Source organism: Microcoleus sp. S1D4, assembly GCF_036700765.1.
Lineage (GTDB): Bacteria > Cyanobacteriota > Cyanobacteriia > Cyanobacteriales > Microcoleaceae > Microcoleus.
Window position 1 is genome coordinate 81,606 of record NZ_JAUBPP010000011.1, and the last position, 19,940, is coordinate 101,545.

At 45.5% G+C, this 19,940-nt stretch carries 17 protein-coding genes; 11 read left to right on the forward strand and 6 right to left on the reverse strand.

All coding sequences use genetic code 11. The features are described 5' to 3' along the window. Positions 1–51 precede the first annotated feature (51 nt). Complete coding sequence (locus tag QT998_RS13655; RefSeq protein ID WP_333090746.1) at positions 52–2,298, forward strand: hypothetical protein; 2,247 nt, start codon at positions 52–54, stop codon at positions 2,296–2,298. Positions 2,299–2,618: 320 nt separating this feature from the next. Here the strand turns inward: QT998_RS13655 and QT998_RS13660 are convergent, their stop codons facing one another. Both QT998_RS13660 and QT998_RS13665 read right to left on the reverse strand, forming a co-directional pair. After that, on the reverse strand, positions 2,619–4,028 hold the full coding sequence (locus QT998_RS13660; RefSeq protein ID WP_333114953.1) for a (Fe-S)-binding protein: 1,410 nt from the start codon (positions 4,026–4,028) through the stop codon (positions 2,619–2,621). 294 nt (positions 4,029–4,322) lie between these two features. After that, positions 4,323–5,744, reverse strand: a complete 1,422-nt coding sequence (locus QT998_RS13665) for an FAD-binding oxidoreductase (RefSeq protein WP_333090680.1) — start codon at positions 5,742–5,744, stop codon at positions 4,323–4,325. 84 nt (positions 5,745–5,828) lie between these two features. Here QT998_RS13665 and QT998_RS13670 point away from each other — a divergent pair, with 84 nt between their 5' ends. The 3 genes from QT998_RS13670 (at position 5,829) to QT998_RS13680 (ending at position 8,988) form a co-directional block, all read left to right on the forward strand. Next, positions 5,829–7,304 (forward strand): ATPase domain-containing protein, encoded by a 1,476-nt coding sequence (locus QT998_RS13670; protein WP_333218051.1) that lies wholly within the window; start codon positions 5,829–5,831, stop codon positions 7,302–7,304. A gap of 176 nt (positions 7,305–7,480) precedes the next feature. Continuing rightward, complete coding sequence (locus QT998_RS13675) at positions 7,481–7,852, forward strand: response regulator (protein WP_333114949.1); 372 nt, start codon at positions 7,481–7,483, stop codon at positions 7,850–7,852. Then, a complete protein-coding gene (locus tag QT998_RS13680) occupies positions 7,849–8,988 on the forward strand; it encodes an ATP-binding response regulator (RefSeq protein ID WP_333114947.1) in 1,140 nt (379 codons plus the stop codon). Before QT998_RS13675 ends, QT998_RS13680 begins: the two co-directional genes overlap by 4 nt. A 413-nt stretch (positions 8,989–9,401) precedes the next feature. Here QT998_RS13680 and QT998_RS13685 read toward each other — a convergent pair whose 3' ends face one another. Further along, the gene (locus QT998_RS13685) at positions 9,402–10,256 is read right to left on the reverse strand and encodes a DALR anticodon-binding domain-containing protein (RefSeq protein ID WP_333114945.1); all 855 of its coding nucleotides are present in this window, start codon (positions 10,254–10,256) and stop codon (positions 9,402–9,404) included. A gap of 354 nt (positions 10,257–10,610) precedes the next feature. Here QT998_RS13685 and QT998_RS13690 point away from each other — a divergent pair, with 354 nt between their 5' ends. From QT998_RS13690 to QT998_RS13710, 5 genes are all read left to right on the forward strand, one after another. Continuing rightward, a complete protein-coding gene (locus QT998_RS13690; protein WP_442921971.1) occupies positions 10,611–11,456 on the forward strand; it encodes a Crp/Fnr family transcriptional regulator in 846 nt (281 codons plus the stop codon). Positions 11,457–11,931: 475 nt separating this feature from the next. Further along, positions 11,932–12,600: an HAD-IB family phosphatase gene (locus QT998_RS13695; RefSeq protein WP_333090672.1), complete on the forward strand. Its 669-nt coding sequence runs from the start codon at positions 11,932–11,934 to the stop codon at positions 12,598–12,600. 227 nt (positions 12,601–12,827) lie between these two features. Beyond that, positions 12,828–13,457 carry a methylthioribulose 1-phosphate dehydratase gene (gene mtnB, locus QT998_RS13700; protein ID WP_194067388.1) on the forward strand — a complete coding sequence of 210 codons (630 nt, stop codon included), beginning with the start codon at positions 12,828–12,830 and terminating at the stop codon, positions 13,455–13,457. Positions 13,458–13,601: 144 nt separating this feature from the next. After that, positions 13,602–14,636 carry a patatin-like phospholipase family protein gene (locus QT998_RS13705; RefSeq protein ID WP_333090671.1) on the forward strand — a complete coding sequence of 345 codons (1,035 nt, stop codon included), beginning with the start codon at positions 13,602–13,604 and terminating at the stop codon, positions 14,634–14,636. Positions 14,637–14,872: 236 nt separating this feature from the next. Further along, positions 14,873–15,688, forward strand: a complete 816-nt coding sequence (locus tag QT998_RS13710; RefSeq protein WP_333090670.1) for an MlaE family lipid ABC transporter permease subunit — start codon at positions 14,873–14,875, stop codon at positions 15,686–15,688. Positions 15,689–15,805: 117 nt separating this feature from the next. Here QT998_RS13710 and QT998_RS13715 read toward each other — a convergent pair whose 3' ends face one another. Further along, positions 15,806–17,278: an SGNH/GDSL hydrolase family protein gene (locus tag QT998_RS13715; protein WP_333218052.1), complete on the reverse strand. Its 1,473-nt coding sequence runs from the start codon at positions 17,276–17,278 to the stop codon at positions 15,806–15,808. Between the two features lie 248 nt (positions 17,279–17,526). On the opposite strand from QT998_RS13715, the gene QT998_RS13720 reads away from it, so the two are divergent. Beyond that, complete coding sequence (locus QT998_RS13720; protein WP_333090667.1) at positions 17,527–17,871, forward strand: Dethiobiotin synthetase; 345 nt, start codon at positions 17,527–17,529, stop codon at positions 17,869–17,871. A gap of 47 nt (positions 17,872–17,918) precedes the next feature. Here QT998_RS13720 and QT998_RS13725 read toward each other — a convergent pair whose 3' ends face one another. Then, positions 17,919–18,116 (reverse strand): hypothetical protein, encoded by a 198-nt coding sequence (locus tag QT998_RS13725; protein WP_333090665.1) that lies wholly within the window; start codon positions 18,114–18,116, stop codon positions 17,919–17,921. Between the two features lie 250 nt (positions 18,117–18,366). Between QT998_RS13725 and QT998_RS13730 the strand changes: the two genes are divergently transcribed. Next, positions 18,367–18,762, forward strand: coding sequence for a hypothetical protein (locus QT998_RS13730; RefSeq protein WP_333090663.1), 396 nt, complete (start codon positions 18,367–18,369; stop codon positions 18,760–18,762). A 15-nt stretch (positions 18,763–18,777) separates the two neighbouring features. Here QT998_RS13730 and QT998_RS27500 read toward each other — a convergent pair whose 3' ends face one another. Next, positions 18,778–19,488, reverse strand: a complete 711-nt coding sequence (locus QT998_RS27500; RefSeq protein WP_442921555.1) for a glycoside hydrolase family 24 protein — start codon at positions 19,486–19,488, stop codon at positions 18,778–18,780. Positions 19,489–19,940 lie beyond the last annotated feature (452 nt).

A 19,940-nucleotide genomic window follows, 5' to 3' on the forward strand; every position in this document is an offset into this window, starting at 1 on the left:
GCGAGTTTCCAGCAACGTGCAGCTAGCGATCGCATACATTTAAAAAAAGACATCACCAAATTTATGAGCGAGTTTACGGAAGGGCTGGACACAATGCAGTCTGCAGAACAGACACACTGTCTGGAAATGCTGCCAAATCAGCTAGCAGCGACTTCAGACTTAGAAAAATTATACAGCTTACTAACAGATTACAAATTTATTGAATCCAAGCTGTCAGCATCAGGAGTACAAGCCCTAATAGAAGATTATGATTTAGCAACAAATCCTGATACTATTACCGATCAAAACAACGAAAACCTCAAGTTAATCCAAGAAGCTATCAGACTTTCTGCCCACATTTTAGCAAAAGACAAAAGCCAACTAGCAGCGCAACTAATTGCCCGCTTAATGCGCTTTGAAACCCCCGAAATCAACAAACTCCTAACCCAAGCAAAACAGCAGAAAAACCCCTGGTTGCGACCCCTAACGCCTAGCTTTACCCCTCCGGGCGGCAGATTGCTGCGTACCCTCACCGGACATACAGACTGGGTACAAGCTGTAGCTGTTACCCCCGACGGCAAGCGGGTAATTTCTGCATCCTCAGACCACAATCTCAAAGTTTGGCACTTAGAAACAGGAGAAGAACTTTTCACCCTCAAAGGTCATCTTACCTACGTCAATGCTGTAGTCGTCACCCCAGACAGCACTAAAGTAATTTCCGGTTCTTGGGACAACACGATTAAAATTTGGAATTTAGCAACTGGAACAGAAATATTAACATTAGCAGGCGATACTTTTGCAGTAGAAGCAGTAACAGTAACTCCCGACGGCAAGCGAATAATTTCCGGTTCCTGGGATGGCAGTATACAAGTTTGGGATTTGTCAACAGGAACAGTAATTTTCAACCTGAAAGGTCACAGCAGTTTTGTCCAGTCCGTAGCAGTAACTCCAGATAGCAAACAGTTAATTTCCGGTTCGGGAGACAACAGTATTAAAGTCTGGAATCTAGAAAAAGGACAAGAACTTTTTACCCTCACCGGACATACAGATTGGGTGAAATCAGTAGCCGTAACTCCCGACGGTAAACAAATAATTTCCGGCAGTTATGATGGCACTATCAAAGTGTGGAGTTTGTTAGAAGAAAAGCTACTTTTCACTTTAGGAGAACACAGCAGTTTCGTCCAAGCTGTAGCAGTCACTCCCGATGGAAAACAAGTAATTTCGGCAGCCGGCGACAAAACCCTGAAAGTTTGGAATTTAGAAACAAAAGCAGAACTTTTTACTTTTACCAATCACATCGCGCCCGTGAATGCTGTCGCTGTTACCCCCGACGGGAAGCAGATAGTTTCTGGTTCATCTGACAAAACCCTGAAAGTTTGGCGCTTAGAAACAGGCAAAGAAAATTTATCACCTGCAAGTCACGATGACTGGGTAAATGCTGTAGCAGTGACGGCGGACGGTACTAAAGCGATTTCTGGTTCAGGAGACAACAGAATTAAAGTCTGGAATCTCAAAAATGGGCAAGAAATTTTTACTATTGGGGGACATCAAGATTGGGTAAAAGCGATCGCAATCACAGCAGATAGCCAGCGAATAATTTCGGGTTCCGGCGACAAAACCGTGAAACTTTGGGATCTAGAAACCGGAACCGAAATCTTGACTTTCAGGGGCCATACAGACTGGGTAAATTCTGTAGCTGTTACGCCTGACGGAACGATGGCAATTTCTGGTTCAGGAGACAAGAATATTAAAGTTTGGAGTTTAGAAACAGGAGACGAAGTTTTTACATTTTCAGGTCATACTGACGGGATAAAAGCTGTAGCAGTTACTCCCGACGGAAAACGTGTAATTTCGGCGGCCGGCGACAAAACTCTGAAAGTTTGGAGTTTGGGGAAAGAAAAGAATATTTTGAAAAATATGTGGAATGTAGTCGTCAAAAATCAACTTTTCACTCTCAAAGGTCATGAGAGTTTTGTGAATGCTGTGGCAGTTACAACGGATGGTAAATGGGCAATTTCTGGCGGGCGAGAACCAAATTTGAGAGTGTGGGATTTGTCAAGTAGAAAAGAAATTTTTACTTTGACAGGTCATGGGGATGCGGTAACATCTGTGGCGACTTTGGGAAATAAAGTGATTTCGGTTTCCGATGACAATACTCTGAAAGTTTGGGATTTGTTGAGTCGAAAAATAGTTGCTAGTTTCAGGGGAGATAGTGCTTTGAAAGCTTGCGCTATTGCACCGGATGGGGTGACAATTGTGGCGGCGGAAGCTTCGGGACAAGTGCATTTTTTGAAGTTGGAAGAGGGAATTGATTATTAGTTATTGGTTATTGGTTATTGGTTATTAGTCATTAGTGATTGGTCATTAGTCATTGGTTGTTGTGCCGATCGCACTTGTGTTAAACTTTAAAAGTGCGATCGCCCTTTGCCCAATCCAGTCTACAATTATTCCGGGTCAATTCCCATCGCTCGCAGTCTTTCTGCTAGGACAGCAGCCCAAAGTGCGATCTTTCTCAATACAATAGCCTATTCATCTTGCTCTCTCCTCTCTAACTCCGCGCCCTCAGCGCCCTCTGCGGTTCATCAAAAAAAATCTCATTCAACATCAAAAACAGGGCAGACACCGCCCGCCCCAGCCAACTAACGCCTCTGCAACTTCACCCCACGAATAGAATAATCCAAAAGCTCGATCGGGTGCATCAAAGTAACAGCCTTCCCCTGCAACTCCAAATGCTTCTTAATTTGCATAGAACAACCAGGATTAGAAGAAGCAATCAACTCCGCCCCAGTATTCAGCAAATTCTCCACCTTCTGCACGCCCAACTCATCAGCAATTTCCGGCTGCAACATATTGTAAACCCCCGCACTCCCGCAACACAAAGCAGCATCCACAGGTTCTTTTAGCTTCACACCAGGAATTTGTTGCAACAACTGGCGCGGCTGCAAACTAATCTTTTGTCCGTGCAACAAATGACAAGCATCCTGATAAACAATTGTCAAATCTCCCTCAACCAAAGGATTGAGTTTCGCCGTAATGCCCGCACTTGCCAAAAACTCCTGCACGTCCTTAACATTGGCCGCAAAATTCTCAGCTTTCTCCCGATATTCCGCATCATCTGCTAAAATGTGGCCGTATTCCTTCAAAGTGTGGCCGCAGCCAGCAGCATTAATAATGACAAAATCAACATTAGTATTTTCAAAACTGTCAATCATTTGTCGCGCCAAAGATTTCGCCTGTTCAGCTTGTCCTTGATGTTCCGGCAAAGCAGCACAACATCCCTGACTTTTCGGAATCACAACCTCGCAACCGTTAGCCGTCAAAACACGCACCGTAGCCTCATTAACCGGCGAGAACAACAACCTCTGCACGCAACCTAAAATCACGCCAACTCGATAGCGTTTCTCCCCTTGTGCGGGAATAACTTCGGGTAAATTATCCCGAAAAGAATCAACTGTTACCTTCGGCAAAATAGATTCCATCGCCGCCAAGCGAGGAAATACTTTTTTCAGCAAACCTGTTTTACGAATTAGTTTGGGCAGTCCTAATTTTTGATAAACAAACAGCGGTACAAGCAAAAGCCGCAACCTGTGAGGATAGGGAAAGAGATTAAAAATCAGAGTACGAATTACATTGTCAGAAAAAGTGCGTTCTTGATTTCTAGTAACTTGGTGGCGAGTTGCAGAAATTAGCTTATCGTATTGAACCCCAGAAGGACAAGTTGTCACGCAGGCCAAACAGCCCAAACAAGTATCAAAATGCTGCGAAGTTGCTTCGTTTAAAGGTGCATCGCCTTCGTTGATTGCATCCATTAAATAAATGCGGCCTCTGGGCGAATCCATTTCTTTGCCGAGTACGCGATAACTCGGACAAGTTGACAAACAAAAGCCGCAGTGGACGCAAGTATCAATTAATTTCGGATCGGGCGGATTGTTAGCATCGAAACCGGGAATTTCGAGGGTTTCTAAGTGAGGATTTTGGGCTAAAAAATTGCTGTCTTTTGCTGGCCTTAAATCGTCGCTGGGAATTTGAGATGTTTCTGAAGTTTGCATATTTGAAGGAAGAGGGAAGTTCGGCAACGAGCAATGTACGGGATGTAACGGATGTAAGTCCGTCGGAAGAGGGAAGAAGGAAGAAGTAATATAATGGGTTTGCTAAATCAAGAAAAATCTAACTTTTAGAGAAGTTTCTAGATAGGAAGTCTACATCAGTCAATTAAACACAAACTCTTCTCTTATTTTCTTCTCCTTTCTTCCTTTGCGCTCTTTGCGCCTTCGCGGTTCGTTAAAAAAAAATCAGGTTCACAAAAGACTTAGAAATAGATTCAAAAAGGACGGTTGTCCTCACTACGAACCTTTTAATAGAAAGCGATTTGGACTAAAAATATTTTCCGGGTCAAACTCTTGTTTGATGCGGCTCATTAAATCGATCGCACTTCCAGTATAGCCCCAAACATCTAACCCTTGCTTGATATTGGTCGGCGCTGCCAAAACAGTCAAAAAACCGCCATTAGCTTCGCACCCCCTGCGTACCTGCAACAGCGTTTCAGCAGTCGCCGTCTCAAACCGCAAAACCCCCAAACCGCTGCCGGCATGAATCAAAGCGTCCTGTACCGGCAACTCATTAATTGCCTTGACAGCTTCCGACGGTCTGATGCCTATTTTACAAATAATTGCTGAATTATTGGTAGAATCCCACATTGTTTCTGGCAATCTTTCCCATAATTGATCCTCATCATTACCGTCGCAGCTAGTACCTTGCAAGCCCAACTTTTCGCCAACTGACCGCAAGCGGGCTGATTGTTGTTTAACGCTTTCGGCGATACTTTGAAACCTTACTATTAATCCCGAACCTTTACCCAAACTCTGTTTTTCTACTAACTGCGGCGACAGCAAATCAACGGCTGTTGGAGTCAAGGCAGAGGATAATAAGATTTGAGCAGCTTCAGCTAAAGCATTAGTTTCCCCAGTCAATATTACAGTTCCCGATGATTCAGGCAATGGATAAACTCGGAAAGTTACTTGAGAAATGATTCCCAAGGTGCCGTAAGCACCGGTAAACAGTTTCATCAAGTCGTAACCGGCGACATTTTTAACGACTCGACCGCCAGCTACAGCAATTTTACCGTCCGATCGCACAAAGGTGATTCCCAACAGCAAATCGCGCACGCCCCGATAGCGGTGCCGCAGAGAACCCGCACTAGCAGTAGCGACAATACCGCCCAAAGTTGCCTGCTGCGGATATGCTGGATCGATCGGCAAAAATTGACCTGCTGCAGCTAAAATTTCCTGCAAATCCGCAAACTTCATCCCCGCTTCCGCAGTCACCGTTAAATCGCCCACAGCGTGTTCTACAAGGCGATTCAGGCGCGCCGTACTGACAGCCGCTATCCCCCCTAAATCCCCCTTAAAAAGGGGGACTTTGACAACATCTTGCTCCCCCCTTGGTAGGGGCGGTGCCCCCGTGCCCGCCCTAGGCTGGGGGGGATCCGGATCTAATTTAACCAAACCCCCCCAATCGAGTTTGCTGCCACTCCCTGCCGGCAAGACGGCCCAGCGATTTTGCCGAGCACAAGCAATCACGGCCGCGAGTTCTGCCTGAGTATGCGGGTAAACAGTGCAGTCTATTGAAGTACCGGGGGCAGTTGCTTTTTCTACCCGATTCTGCCAAACCGCCTCTATGTCTTGCTGCAGACAGATGGCAGCAGTGCCAACAATATTTTCTAATTTTTGTGTGGTAACGTAATTTTCGGTAGAGAAAGATTTCATCAAGGTTATCAGACGCCCGGTAAAAAAATAATTACAACACTGCCTAAAACCATTAAATATTAATACGGGCCCGATATTCAAAACATGAACCAACCAATGTCTCAAAACCGACTTTCTGTAGGAATTACCGGTCTCAACGAAGTGATTGACGGCGGGCTGATTGCTCAGCGCTCTTATCTGGTGCGGGGCGGCCCTGGCACCGGCAAAACTACGCTGGGCTTGCACTTTTTGACCGCAGGTATTGCTGTGGGTGAAAAGTCCCTGTTTATTACTTTAGGAGAACCGGAAGCGCAATTGCGCGCCAATGCCGAAACTCTCGGTTTTGATATCGAAGCGATGGCTTTCCTCGATTTGAGTCCCTCCTCGGAATTTTTTACAGAAGTTCAAACCTACGACATTTTCTCCCCGTCGGAGGTAGAGCGAGAACCCACTACACAAAAGATTATCGAACGAGTCCAAGCTGTCAAGCCTACTCGGGTATTTTTGGATGCGATTACTCAATTTCGCTATTTAGCTGCGGATGAGTTTCAGTTTCGCAAGCAAGTTTTGTCTTTTCTGCGGTTTTTGGTGGAAGGGGGGGCGACGGTGGTGTTCACCTCAGAAGGCACGTCAAGTGCTCCCGACGACGATTTGCAATTCATCAGCGACGGAGTAATTTATTTGGAACTGCTGAGTGAAGGGCGCACTCTGTCTGTCACTAAGCTGCGCGGTTCCAACTTCCGCAACGGCCGCCATTCGCTGCGCCTGACTCAGACTGGTATGGAGGTATTTCCGCGACTGCTGCCGGACAACTATCAACAGGATTTTGTGGCTGAACCGATTTCTGCTGGGGTTCCTGAAATGGACGAACTGTTGCACGGGGGACTGGAACGGGGGACTGTGACGGTGATTACTGGGCCTAGCGGTGCGGGTAAAACGACGGTGGGAATTCAGTTTATGAAGGAGGCGGCGGGAAGGGGGGAGCGATCGGTAGTTTACATTTTTGAGGAGTCAATTTCTACTCTGCTGCACCGCTGCGAATCCGTTAACATCCCGGTTGGGGCGATGATGGCGGGGGGAAGTCTTTCGGTGATACCCGTGGAACCTTTGCTCTACTCGCCGGATCAGTTTGCCTGTATGGTACGCCGAGAAGTGGAGCAGGAAAAGACGCGGATTGTGATGATTGACAGTGTTTCTGGCTATCAACTTTCGATGCGGGGGCAAAATTTGGTGAACAATTTGCACGCTTTGTGCAAGTATCTCAAGAATATGGGAGTGACGGTCATTTTGATTAATGAGGTAGAAGGGATTGGTGGAGATTTTCGGATGACCGAGATCGGGATTAGCTATTTGGCTGATAATATTCTGTTTATCCGCTATCTGGAACGCCAACTGCATAATAGAACAGAAATCCGCAAGGCGATCGGAGTAATTAAAAAACGAGTCAGCAATTTCGAGAAAACTCTGCGAGAACTCGATATTACTCGCTACGGCATCAAAGTCAGCAAGCCGATACGGGGGCTGCGCGGCATTTTGAGCTCTGCGCCGGTGTGGGTTGAGGGGGAAGTGGATGAAGATTGAATCGGGGTTGAAAGGGTTCTGGGTCGATCTCAATCGGCTGTTTGGCGGTCGAAAATTTAGGCATTAAGTTGATAGACGGCCTTGTTGATTGAGAGGGATTTTTCCTGAAGTACCCAGACGCTAACTTAAATATAAAATCTCCTACGGCATCAGCCTTATTCCGAGGAAGCTGACAGATGACTGGCAATTCAATAATTTTAGCAGTTGACCGCAATCAGCGAAACTTGCAGCTTTTAGCACAATTTCTTAACAAAGAAGGATACCAGATGCTGGCGGCTTCTAGCTTGGAAGATGTGGCGCGAGCGATCGGTCAGCCTGCTAAAATCGGGATGGCTTTAGTAGATATTTCTGGTTTCGATAGCCAGATTTGGGAATGCTGCGAACAATTGCGAAATCACGAAATCCCTTTTCTGATACTTTCGCCCAAACAAAGCGCGGCCATTGGGCACGAAAGCTTCTCCCGCGGTGCTCGGAGTATATTGGTAAAACCTTTGATCGTTAGAGATTTGCTATCCGTTGTTCACAGCTTGCTAGGAGAATCTGCGTGAGTCGAATTTTATTGCTTGTAGAACAAAAAGAAAATCGCCGCTTGTTATTAGAATGGCTGGCAGTTTACTATGAAATATTGCTGCCAAACTCACAAGAAAATATTGACGATTTTTTAGGGTTAAATCAATCTTTTGATTTGGGGGTAATTGACGGTCAGGCTCTGAAAAGCCACTGGCAATGGGTAGCTGCCAAAAAACAGGCAGAACACCCCCTATGTTTGCCTTTTCTTTTGATTACATCTCGCTCGGATGTAAAGATGGCAACGCAATTTATTTGGCAAACTATTGATGATTTAATTATTGCTCCGGTCGAGAAAATAGAATTGCAAGCGCGGGTGGAAATTTTGCTGCGATCGCGCCAGTTGTCTTTAACTCTCAAATTGTCTCACGACCAACTCGACCGCACTCTGCAAACAGCCCAAGAACTCAACGAGATGAAAACATCTTTGCTGCACATGATTGCTCACGACGTTCGCAATCCTTTGAACTTCATCCTCGGCACTACGCAAGTTCTTACTAAATACAAATCGACATTAACAGATGAGAAAACACAAGAAATGCTAGACAAAACTCAAGCAGCAGCAAAAAGCATCGATCGGTTATTAGATGATGTTTTGCTGCTAGACCGCTCTGAGTCGGGAAAAATTGCGTTTTGCTTGCTACCGCTAGACTTAACAAAGTTTTGTGATGAGTTGGTAGCGGAATTTCAGAACAGCCTGAAGTTGAAGCCCCAAACTGAGCCGGTGACGCTGGTTTTTGTGAATCACAGTCAATCGGCGATGGCTTGTTTGGAGGAAAGTTTGCTGCGGTGCATTCTCAGCAATTTGCTATCAAATGCTATTAAATATTCTCCTCCAAATACTCAAGTAGTTTTTGAATTAAAAGTTACTGAGGTTGAGGTAATCTTTTCGGTACAAGATGCCGGAATTGGCATACCTTTGGCAGACCAAGAACGGCTGTTTGATTCGTTTTACCGCGCGACAAATGTGGGTATAATTCCTGGGACTGGACTGGGGCTGAGCATTGTTAAAAAATGCGTGGATTTGCAAGGTGGCGAAATTGTGTTGAGCAGTGAAGAGGGTGTCGGGAGTACGTTTACGGTAAGGCTGCCGATCGCCAAAATTGAAAAAGAGTAGATGATTCGGCGGTTGAAACCGCGTCTATACAAACGATGTCGGCCGGATGCCACTGGTTCGTAAAGGGGATACAAAACCCGGATTTGCTATAACAACTAGCAACTAGCAACTGACAACTGACAACTAATACTAAATCTAGGTAACATACCCCTTTATGATGGAACCGCGAAGACGCTTTAGGCGAAGCCGCGCGTCATATCAAATCCGGTAGCATCGGAATGATTCAGATATATATTCTCGGACTCTGTGTACTCTGTGTACTCTGCGGTTAAATCACCTGACGATGCAAGCGGAAACGATATCACCGCTAGAACACGAAGAGAAGAGGAAATAGAAAAGTCAGAAGATACAAGAGTTAGAAAGCTCGGATTTGGTATTAGTTATTATTCTGATACAACATTGTGTGACTGCAATCAAAGTTCTACGAGAGCAGTGGCCCTCAATAATTTTTCTAGGATAAACCGCAGCAAGGATTGAGTTGCTAATACTAAACCCAGTCTGGCTTGGGCGAGTTTTGGTGTTTCTGTTTTAACTTCGCCCCAAATCCGACATTGGCTGTAAAAAATTTGAAATGCTTGGCTCAAATTATTAGCTGTTTTGAGATAATTGACTGGTTTTTGTTGAATGCAATTATTCCCAAAAACTGGAGATAAATTGTCTAGGGCTGTGATTAGTTGCGAAATTAAAGTACGATCGCCCGAATGTACTAACCGCAGTTGCTGGCTGCTGTTGAGCCAGGGTATGGGATTTGGCTGCGCTAGCGACCAAATTTGTGGTGCTGTACGGACATCGGGCTGTGCGATCGAAATTAGGCGATCGCGGTGGGCCATTCGCAACAGGGAACAGCAGCGGGCGTGGCTGTATTGAATGGGAAACAGCCGATCGCCTGACACAACAGGAGATAATATGCGAGATTCGGGATCTGGGAGGGAATTTTGAGCTAAACGCTGCAACCAGAGGGCTAAACCTGCATCAGTCAGCTCCAGCTCAATTATGCCCCCCGGTGCGACTTTAACGGCAAAATCTGGCTCGCACAGCGGTTTGAGAGTTTCGACCAACTCGGCGGCGATCGCCTGCGGTGTCTGTTGCCGAGTTTTAGCCAATTTCAGGGCGATCGCAGAGACGTACAGCACCCCGGCGCTATCTTTACCCCGATTTAACGGAATTTGTGCCAGTGTCTCCTGTTGGGCGATCGCGCCACGGAACTGAGAGAGCAAAAAACACTTCACTGTAACTTCGGGGCACTGCTCCATATTTGGTGTATCCATATCGCCCCATCATTAGGTAAAAATTACTCTCTGAGTGTTACCGCTGGCGCTGTTGTTGTACGTTAAACTGCTGATATTACAGATGAGCGATCGGCTCGCCCTGACCGGCTACATCCAATTAATCGACATTGGAGCGATTTTTGGGCTACATAACAATAATTTACGTGAAACTCTTTGCTGAACTCTACCATTTTCATGTATTTTTTGCTACATTGAATTTTAGGTAAAACTGAAAATAATCAGCACTGTTAAGAAGCGTGCAAGTTCGATCGGGGGTTGGTTGTCTCACTTTGTATCAGAATGCTGGCAGAAGCTGTTTTTCTAACTAATTAAATATATCCCAGAGCCTCACTTATGCAATCAACTTCCACACCTGTAGATACGATCGATCGACCTTTTATCACTTGGCAGCGAATTATCGACTGGGCCCAGGAACACTACCGCTGCCGGACTTTTAGCAAAGACGAAAAGATTCCCGCCAGACCCGGACTGCTTTATTTAGTCCAGAAAGGTGCTGTGCGGCTCGTAGGTAGCGCTCAAGTTAGCGTCGGGGCGAAGCCGGGGCTAAAATCCGCTCGCAAAACTACAGAAGAAGCTTTTTTGGGCTTCGTCGGCGCGGGTCAACCTTTTGAACTGGTTGCTCAGTCTCCGTTTACTCTCCAAGCTTTCGCTCATGCCGATCAAACTCACGTAGTGTGGATGTATTGGCACGATTTGGATAATTGGCCTCACTTTCGCCGGGAAATTTTGGATGCGTTTCGCTACCAGCACCAGCGGAAACTCCTCTGGCTGAGCACTTTGGGACAGCGCCGGACGATCGACCGACTGCTGGGTTTTCTCACTTTGTTGATCGAAGAGTTCGGCGAACCTTACGTAAGTGAGGCAGAACCGGATGTGGTTCGGGGCTACAGGCTGCCTTGGGTATTGACTCACGCTCAAATTGGCAGCGCTATCGGCTCGACGCGGGTGACTGTGACGCGACTGATGGGCAAGTTGCGATCGAAAGGTTTAATTAATACTGAGGATGACAATTTAATTTGTTTGCCGACTAAGGCTAATCCCCAAAAAAGTAAAAATCAAAAGCAGGATGTAGAAGCATTCCTCGAAGACGATATCGAAGACGATATCGAAGATGATATCGAAGATGATATCGAAGATGATATCGAAGATGATATCGAAGACGAACTCGAAGATTCTTGATAAAATCTTCCGGGCCAATGTCAGCAAACAGCGTTTAGCTATTATATCAACCGCACCAGACGGCGGGAAGTTTTTCTCGCATTGCACGCCGGTGCCGTCGATTGCTTCTGCTTTGGATCTAAAATAAAGCGTTATTTTGCGACGAAAATTCAAGGCTTTCTTCCCTCTTGTTTCTTCCTTCTTCTATTTCTATTATTGTCTCTTTTTACCCGAAGAACAACTGGTAGAGTGTAGCCGAAGGAAGCCGAAGCGAGCCTTCTTCCTGATGACCAATGACTGTTGACTGTTGACTGTTGACTGTTAGTTGTTATTGGGAATTGAGAAGTGGAAATTGGGAATTCGTAGCAAGTAACCAATAACCAATAACCAATGACTAATGACTAATGACTATTGACTATTGACTAATGCCCAATGACTCCTTCGGTGTACGATGAATTGTGTAAACTTTTCCCGTTCTCCAAAGGTGCGACTGACAATGACTGATGACAAGCAAAATTCTCCAATTCCGAACAATCAGCAACGGGTGGTATTCTGCGATTTTGACGGCACGATAACTGTTGAAGAAACTTTTGTGGCAATGCTGAAGCATTTTGCACCGGAATTATCGTCTCAACTAATGCCGGAAATGTACGCAAGAAGGCTGAGTTTGCGATCGGGTGTGCGGCAGTTACTAGAGTCTATTTCTTCGGAACATTACGGGGAAATTGTGGAATTTTCTAGGGGAAAGCTGATGCGGCCGGGATTGGTGGAATTGCTGGATTTTTTGGACGAGAAACAGGTGCCTTTTGCGATCGTTTCCGGCGGTTTACGGATTATGGTAGAGGCGGTTATGGGTGATTTGGCACACCGGGCGATCGCCCTGTACGCTGTGGAATTGGACGCTAGCGGCCCTCGCTTGCAAGTAAATGCTGAGTTTGAAGGAGATGCAGAATTGGTGTCTAAGGTGCGGGTAATGCGCCGTCACCCTGCAAAGGAACAGGTGGCAATTGGAGATTCGCTGACGGATTTTAATATGGCTTTGCAGGCTTCGTCTGTGTTTGCGCGCGATCGGCTGGCCGAGTATCTAGACGAACAGCAAAAGCCTTATACTAAATGGGATAATTTTTTTGACGTGTTGGAAAATTTGTCCCAGAAATGGAGTTGAAATTATAGCCTTTCTCAGGTGAATTAGATTCTCTTGGGCATGGGCCAAACAGGGCATGGGGCATTGGTGTTTCCTGTTCGTAGAAGGGAATTGTGAATTACTTTCTTCGTACCTCACTCTGCGGTATGTGTATTGGTAAGGTGCACATTGTGCACCATACATTTAAATAGAGTAGCGCAATTCTGATTAACGTAAAAGCTGGACAAAAAACTGAGGATTTGCAAAGAATGAGTGGCGATTTGAGACCGGATTTAATTGCAGCAGCCAAACATTTTTACGATCGCGGTTGGATGGTGGGGACTGCTGGCAATCTTTCGGCCCGCTTACCAGATGGTAGTTTTTGGATTACTGCGAGTGGTCGTGCGAAAGGGCAGTTGACTGAAGTAGATTTTATCAGAATGAGCTCCGAGGGTGCGATCGTCGAACAGCCTGTTCCCGACAGTCGCCCTTCCGCCGAAACCAGCATTCATTTAGCCGTTTACAATAGTTTTCCAGACGCTAAAGCTTGCTATCACGTCCACTCCATCGAAGCAAATTTAGTTTCTCGGCTAACCGAAGGCGATGCAGTGCCTTTACCCGCGATCGAAATGCTCAAAGGTTTGGGCGTGTGGGAGGAAAACCCCCAAGTGGCGATACCCCTATTTGCAAATTATTTAGAAGTGCCTAAGATAGCCAAGGAAATCTGCGAATACTTTGCCATTTGTGCACCCTCTGTACCAGCTTTATTAATTCGCGATCACGGCATCACAGTCTGGGCAGACTCGCCAGCCGCCGCCTACAATTACGTAGAAATTGTAGAGTACATTTTTCGATACACGATCGCAGCCCGCCAATTAAATTTAGATTTGAAATATTAGATATGAATTTAGGAAATTCCTAAACGTAAAATCTAATATATCTAGGGTGTTTCGGGTGTACCTTACCGCTAAGTATCGTATCAAACACTTTTGATTTCAAAAGTGTAGCCAACAAGCAAATATCCAAAAAAGGAAACAACAATCATGTCTAAATATAACAGAGTTTTATCCATAGACGGAGGCGGAATCAGAGGAATTATCCCGGCGCAAGTTGCAGTTAGCATCGAGTCAAAGCTGCAACAGAAAAGCGGCAACCCAGATGCGAGAATAGCTGACTATTTCGATTTAATCGCCGGCACGAGTGCGGGAGGAATTTTAACTTGCATCTATTTATTTCCCGATCCCAAAAATCCCAGCAGACCTCGGTGGTCTGCACTAGACGCTGTTAATTTTTCTATCAACAGCGGTCGCGACGTTTTTAAAAGTTCATTTTGGCAAAAATTTCGCTCTATAGACGGTTTGATAGATGAGAAATATCCCAGCCCTCCGTTAGAAGAATTCTTTCGGAAAAACTTTAGTGATTGCCAACTCAGCCAACTGCTGAAACCTTGTTTAATTTCCAGTTACGACGTGGAAAGAAGAAAAGCTAATTTTTTCAACCAAATGGATGCGAAAGAACATCCCGAAGCTGACTATTTTATCAGAGATGTTGCCAGAGCCACATCGGCCGCTCCCACTTACTTTGAAATTCCCAAAATTTACTCTTTGACAAACGAATGCTACGCTTTAATTGACGGGGGAGTATTCGCAAACAATCCGGCACTTTGCGCCTATGCGGAAGTGAGAAATAAATTCACATTTTCCGACGATCGCCCAGAGAGAGGCCCGACAGCAAAAGATATGGTCATTTTATCTTTGGGGACGGGAGAAGCTCAGAAAAAATATCCCTACGAAGAAGTGAAAAATTGGGGTCAAATTGAGTGGGTTGAGCCTTTGATTAATATTATGATGACAGGAGTTGCTGAAACTGTAAATTATCAATTGCTCCAAATTTATGATGCGATTGAAAGACCAAATCAATATTTGAGAATTACTCCTGATTTGAACCACGAACCACCGCTGCGGATTGATGATGCTTCGGAAGAGAAGATATTGGATTTGGTGAGAATTGGCAAGGAGCAAGCCGAAAAGCATAACGAAGATTTGGATAAGTTTATCGACTTGTTGCTTGCCGAGTAGACATCAAATTTTAGATTTTGGATTTGAGACTTGAGATTGGATAATTGGGAAAAACTGATGATGACCACAAAACCAATCAGTCTCAATCTAAAATTTAAAATGGTATAACCTACCAACGGCAAGGCTGGCAGACTAAAAATATGTTGACAAATCGCGCAGTAATTGCTGTAGAATTGGCTAAGTCTCTATTTAGCAATGCTTGGCCCTGTTTGTAATTAATCGCGAGCTGTCAGTAATTGGTTAAAAAGTACCAAGAAAAGCGCGATCGACATTTAGATGAAACCTTCAATAACAGGTGGTTTCAGCGGTTTTTAGTGACGCTGTTCCTGGGCGGCCAAGTGCTGCTGCGGATACTCCAATGCAAAATTGACCGCCGCAAAATCATGGAACATTTAGTAACAGTAGGCCTGGATTCTTTGCGTTCAGTGCTGCTAATAGCCTTTTTTGCGGGCATGATTTTTACCGTTCAATCGGCCAGAGAATTGATTCGGTTTGGGGCGATTGGGGCGGTGGGAGGTGCTTTTGCTCTGGCATTTTGCCGGGAATTAGCACCGGTTTTAACGGCGGGCGTGGTGGCGGGACAAGTAGGTTCGGCTTTTGCTGCGGAGATTGGAGAAATGCAGGTGACGGAACAAATAGATGCCCTGTATATGTTGAGAACAAATCCAGTTGATTATTTAGTAGTGCCGAGGGTGATAGCTTGCTGCATAATGCTGCCGATTTTAACAATTTTTGCGGTAGCGGTGGGGATTTTGGGCGGGCTGTTTGTGGCGGCTTTTTTTTACGAGTTGGAACCGTCGGTATTTTTGGAATCGGTGCGGACTTTTTTGGGGCCTTGGGATTTAGTAACTGTGGCGATTAAGAGTTTTATTTTTGGGTTGATTATTGCCCTTGTCGGTTGCGGTTGGGGGTTGACAACGGCGGGCGGTGGGAAAGGGGTAGGTCAAGCTGCAACGGCTGCGGTGGTGACTTCTTGGGTGTTTATTTTTGTGGCGGATTTCTTTTTATCGCTGTTGATGTTTCACGAGTTGGGAATTACGAGAAGCGGGTAATTGTTGGTATAAGACTCGGCGGTTGAAACCGCGACTATAGAAACAAAACCCGGATGGTGCGTGGGTTGAAGAAATAACCACAGAAATTAAGTTCATAGTAAGGATTTTACTTTTTCTTCATGGCGCAGGAATATCAGGAATATAAGGAGGGCGATAGACTCGAATTGCTTGAATGGGAACTGTGCCTTCTGTTTCAGGAATGATTTCAAGGATGTGTTTGGAGTTGCTTAAATTCTGAGCTAATGTGGTAGGATATTCGCGGTTGGAATCTGCAATTTGTGGCGGAATGTATGAATCTACAAACATCGGCTTAACTTGCCACGTAATCTCAAAGCCTTTTGGTGTAGGCTTTTTCGAGTATTCGTAGGCATTTTGCAGCCACCAGTCTCTCGGTTCAATGGCGATGCGGCTAGATTTTGAAACGAACATTTTGTCGTTTGTACCGCTGCCGTCGTAACCTGTTTTGGAACCTATAACGTTAAATTTAAACTTGCTGGAGTCGCTGTTAATTTCGGTAATTACTGCTTTCCAATCTTCGACGATTAGCGGTTTTTGACTGGATATTTGGAGAATTGCGGGCCAACCGACTCCCAGACTAGCGCTTGGTCTGGTGATGGTGTAAAGTTCGGGAAATTCTGAGGGTTTTTTGCCGTCGATCGCAATTTTAGCAGAAATCGCGCCGCCGTTGAAGGTTTTATCGGCGATCGCATCTATCCGATTTCCTTCAAACTCTAAAACCAACTTGCCATCTTGCCATTTAACATCAGTACCAACTGTATAGGTTTTGACTAACTCCGGCGGCGCTTGAGGAGAAGTTGGGTTATATCGCAGGTGCGGTTTGATCAAAGCAGCTAGCAGAAAATTTCCCCACTCGTTGAGGTGAATGTCGTCCCTCAATAGCTGTTTTGGTTGCAAGCGATTGTCTTGCAAATACCTGCGCCAAGGTTCGCGAATTTCCGCAATTTCGCAGCCGTATTTATCTGCCAATTCTGGCAGCCATTTTGTAGAATGAGTATTGTGCCATTCATATCCTTTGACTTCATCTGGATTATCGCTACTGTTACCTGCGGGCAACCAATTTATATGGTCTGAATGCAAGAGTATTTCGCTAGCGGTGCGGCTGCGGACATTGGCAATTATCGCTTCGTAATCCTCATCACCTCCGTAGACGTGAAAAATTAGCAAATCTGGATAAAAAGGATACAAATCGTGTTCGCTGGGACGGATCAAAATCGGCGCGGCAAATCCTCCGATTGCCCGATTTTCCACAATCAAATCTGCATAGGGAAATCGCTGTTTCAAATCCTTTGCGACATCTTTCCACCAATCTTGCTGAGTGATGGATTGACCGTAAAATAGGATGCGTACTTGGCGGCGTTCTGTGGGAGTGCTGGCAGCAAGTAACCCCATCGTTCTTTGAATTCTGGCCCCAAAATTAGCATTATTTGCAAGAGGAGCGGGCGGCGGAAATGGCGTTTCTGCAGATATTTTGGGAAGGAGTGGAACTAACAGGAAGCTCAGACACAAACACAGCGGCCATAAGTAGCGATAAATTTTGGATTTTCTACTATTTCCCTGCCGTTTTGCCATTGTTTTATTTTTCCGTTCTATAAAACTTATTCATAACTACCAACCGTAGCTGTAGGGTACGCTGCGGCGCACCTTCCGAAAGCTGTGCGGCCGATGAAAATGCGGTGTCACAAGTAGCTGTACGGTACATGACAATGCGCGCTTAACGAGTTGCTTTTTTTCTTCTGTCTGCTATATTACCCAGTTGAGGGCGACAAAAGATGATATAATGCCAGCTAATTAATTGCAGGAGATCGATCGCACATCCAATGGATTACAAAACAGCCCGCAGTTTTCTGATCGACCAAGGAAGCGCCCTCGAAACTAAAAAAAATCCCGATGCCTTCCTGATGCGCCTCAAACAAGGTCAGCCACCGGTACCCGGACAGGTGACATCGATTTTATTAGCTTTAAAAATATTGTTTGAGGGCCTGCAAGAATCTCCCATGCTCGATCGGCAATTAATCTCGGCACTGCATTTACTCTCAGTAGAAAGTTTGCAGCAATTTGAAGCCGGACTCGGCAAAGGAGTTTCTTGGCCCCCGCTGCTGAAAGAAGATTTAAGTCGAATTGCGATCGCAGTCAAGAATATTTTTGCCGGAGTGTGGCAATAGTTTAACTCAGCCAACTCCAGATTTTTAACAATCAAAGTGATCAAACTCTACTCGCGAAAGCTTTCCAAGGATGCCAACAGAGCCGGCAGTCCCGCCAGCGAAGCAGATACCAAAGCCTCATCTTTGTAAACTCGCGATCGCGCATAGCTGATACTTTTACAGCCAGAGGCGACACCGCCTCCCTGTTCCAAATTTTCTGTTTCCAGCCGCCCTAAATTTTGAGTTTTTCGCGTCAGGCCCAACATAGCAGCATCCTCAATTAATCTCTAGATATGCGCCCGTGAGATTTCTCATGGCTTGCTCAATATTTCTATTGTTACGCAAATTCTTAATCGAGATGAAACCGTGAAATAATTATTCACGATAGGCAGGGATCGAGTTAAACTGCATAACAACTCTTATTAATTTGTTACAGGCTGCCGTTATTTCAGCCGATCGCCCGCAGCGCCACAGCAGGAACCAAAATCGCTGATTTCGCAAAAAAAACTCAGATAAATGATGCTAACTCTCAGTGCAGCCACCGTTATAGCTCAAATCAGGCCCGACATCCAAAAATTGCCCGATGGAGACTATCGCTACCGAGACTCATTTGCGCTCGATCGACCTTTTCGAGAAATCCAATTTCGCAAACGAGATAAATACATCACCGGTAGCGACTCCGACAAACGCACCGGAAAAAGCTACTGTTTTCGGGGAATCCCGCAGCACAACAGCATTATGAACATCACGGTAGCGATCGATATTTCGCCGAAAACAGCACAGAAAACCGAGTGGAAATTAGCACCGGGAAACCCGATTAATTTCGATCGGCTTTATCCACTACAAGCTGGGCCGGGATTAGAATTATACAAATGTCTGACCGCATTTTTACCGGAGTTAAAAAAATTATGAACCAGTCAATGTAACCTAAGAACTAGCATTTTCCAATTCTTCCCGCAGCATTTTTTTGTAAATTTTTGGCAAACTCGAACTCATAGAATTGTTCTCAATTCCATATCCCAAACTCGTCCAAGTTCCCGAAAGCATCCGCAAAACATCAGTTAATCTGTCCTGCCGCAACATCTGTGAAATATCAGCTTTCCAAAACTTGCGATCGCTCAACCAAGCATAAACCACAGCATCCTGATATTCCGGTTCAAAACTGTAATCTTCCCAGAATAAAAAATTAGCGCGACGGGCGTGATAGCGCTTCGCCTTCTCCTTCCAAGTCGTAGTCAAAAATTGATATCTGCCCGCCGCCGTAGTACACTTACCTCGATTCGGGCCGTTAACAATTCTCACGCACCAGTCAGGATGACGGCTCAAATCCAATACATATTTGCCGCCGTAAACAACGTGATAAGGCCGAGAAACATTTGATTCGCTAGCAGAAATAGTTCGCATCAAAGCTCGAATGTAAGGATCGCCAGTTTTCATAGCCAGCGGCGGCGATTTCCTGACATCACTTGCTGACTGCGAAAACGGCAAATTTCGCGGCAAATTGGCAACAAAAAAAACACTGCCGCCGATCGCAGCCCCGATTAAAAGTAGAAATCCCAGGATTTGAATTTCCGATCGCCTCAACAAACCAGTTTGGCGACGACCCCATTTCTGGGCTTCCAGCAAAGTCATTTCCATGTCCGCAATTTCGGCTAATTTTCTCGCCAGCCGCCTCCGGCGCACCCGAAAATCGTATTGATATAGCGGCGCAGCGAACAGCGTTAAACTCCATAAAACCCCCGCCAATTTGACCAGCCAGAAATCGAATTCACCGGCGATAGCCACATTTGTCAGAGTAGAGATTCCTGCGAGTAACTTAGCCGGATCGATCGCGCGCGCGGGCCAATAAAAAATCGCCAGTTGCACCAACAGCGCCAGATTAAACGCAAAAAAAAGCACTACAACAGCATTCAAGCCTTCTCGCAAGTGCGATCGCATACCAGTAAGCCCGCGCTTGAACTTGCGCCCTTTCCCCTTGGGGCCAGGTAGCATAATTAGTAACGGATTTAAGATTTTGACGGCGAAAAAGTGAGCGACAAAGAATAAAGGTAACTGAATCAGCCAAGCCGCCAACAACAAAGTCAGAAAGC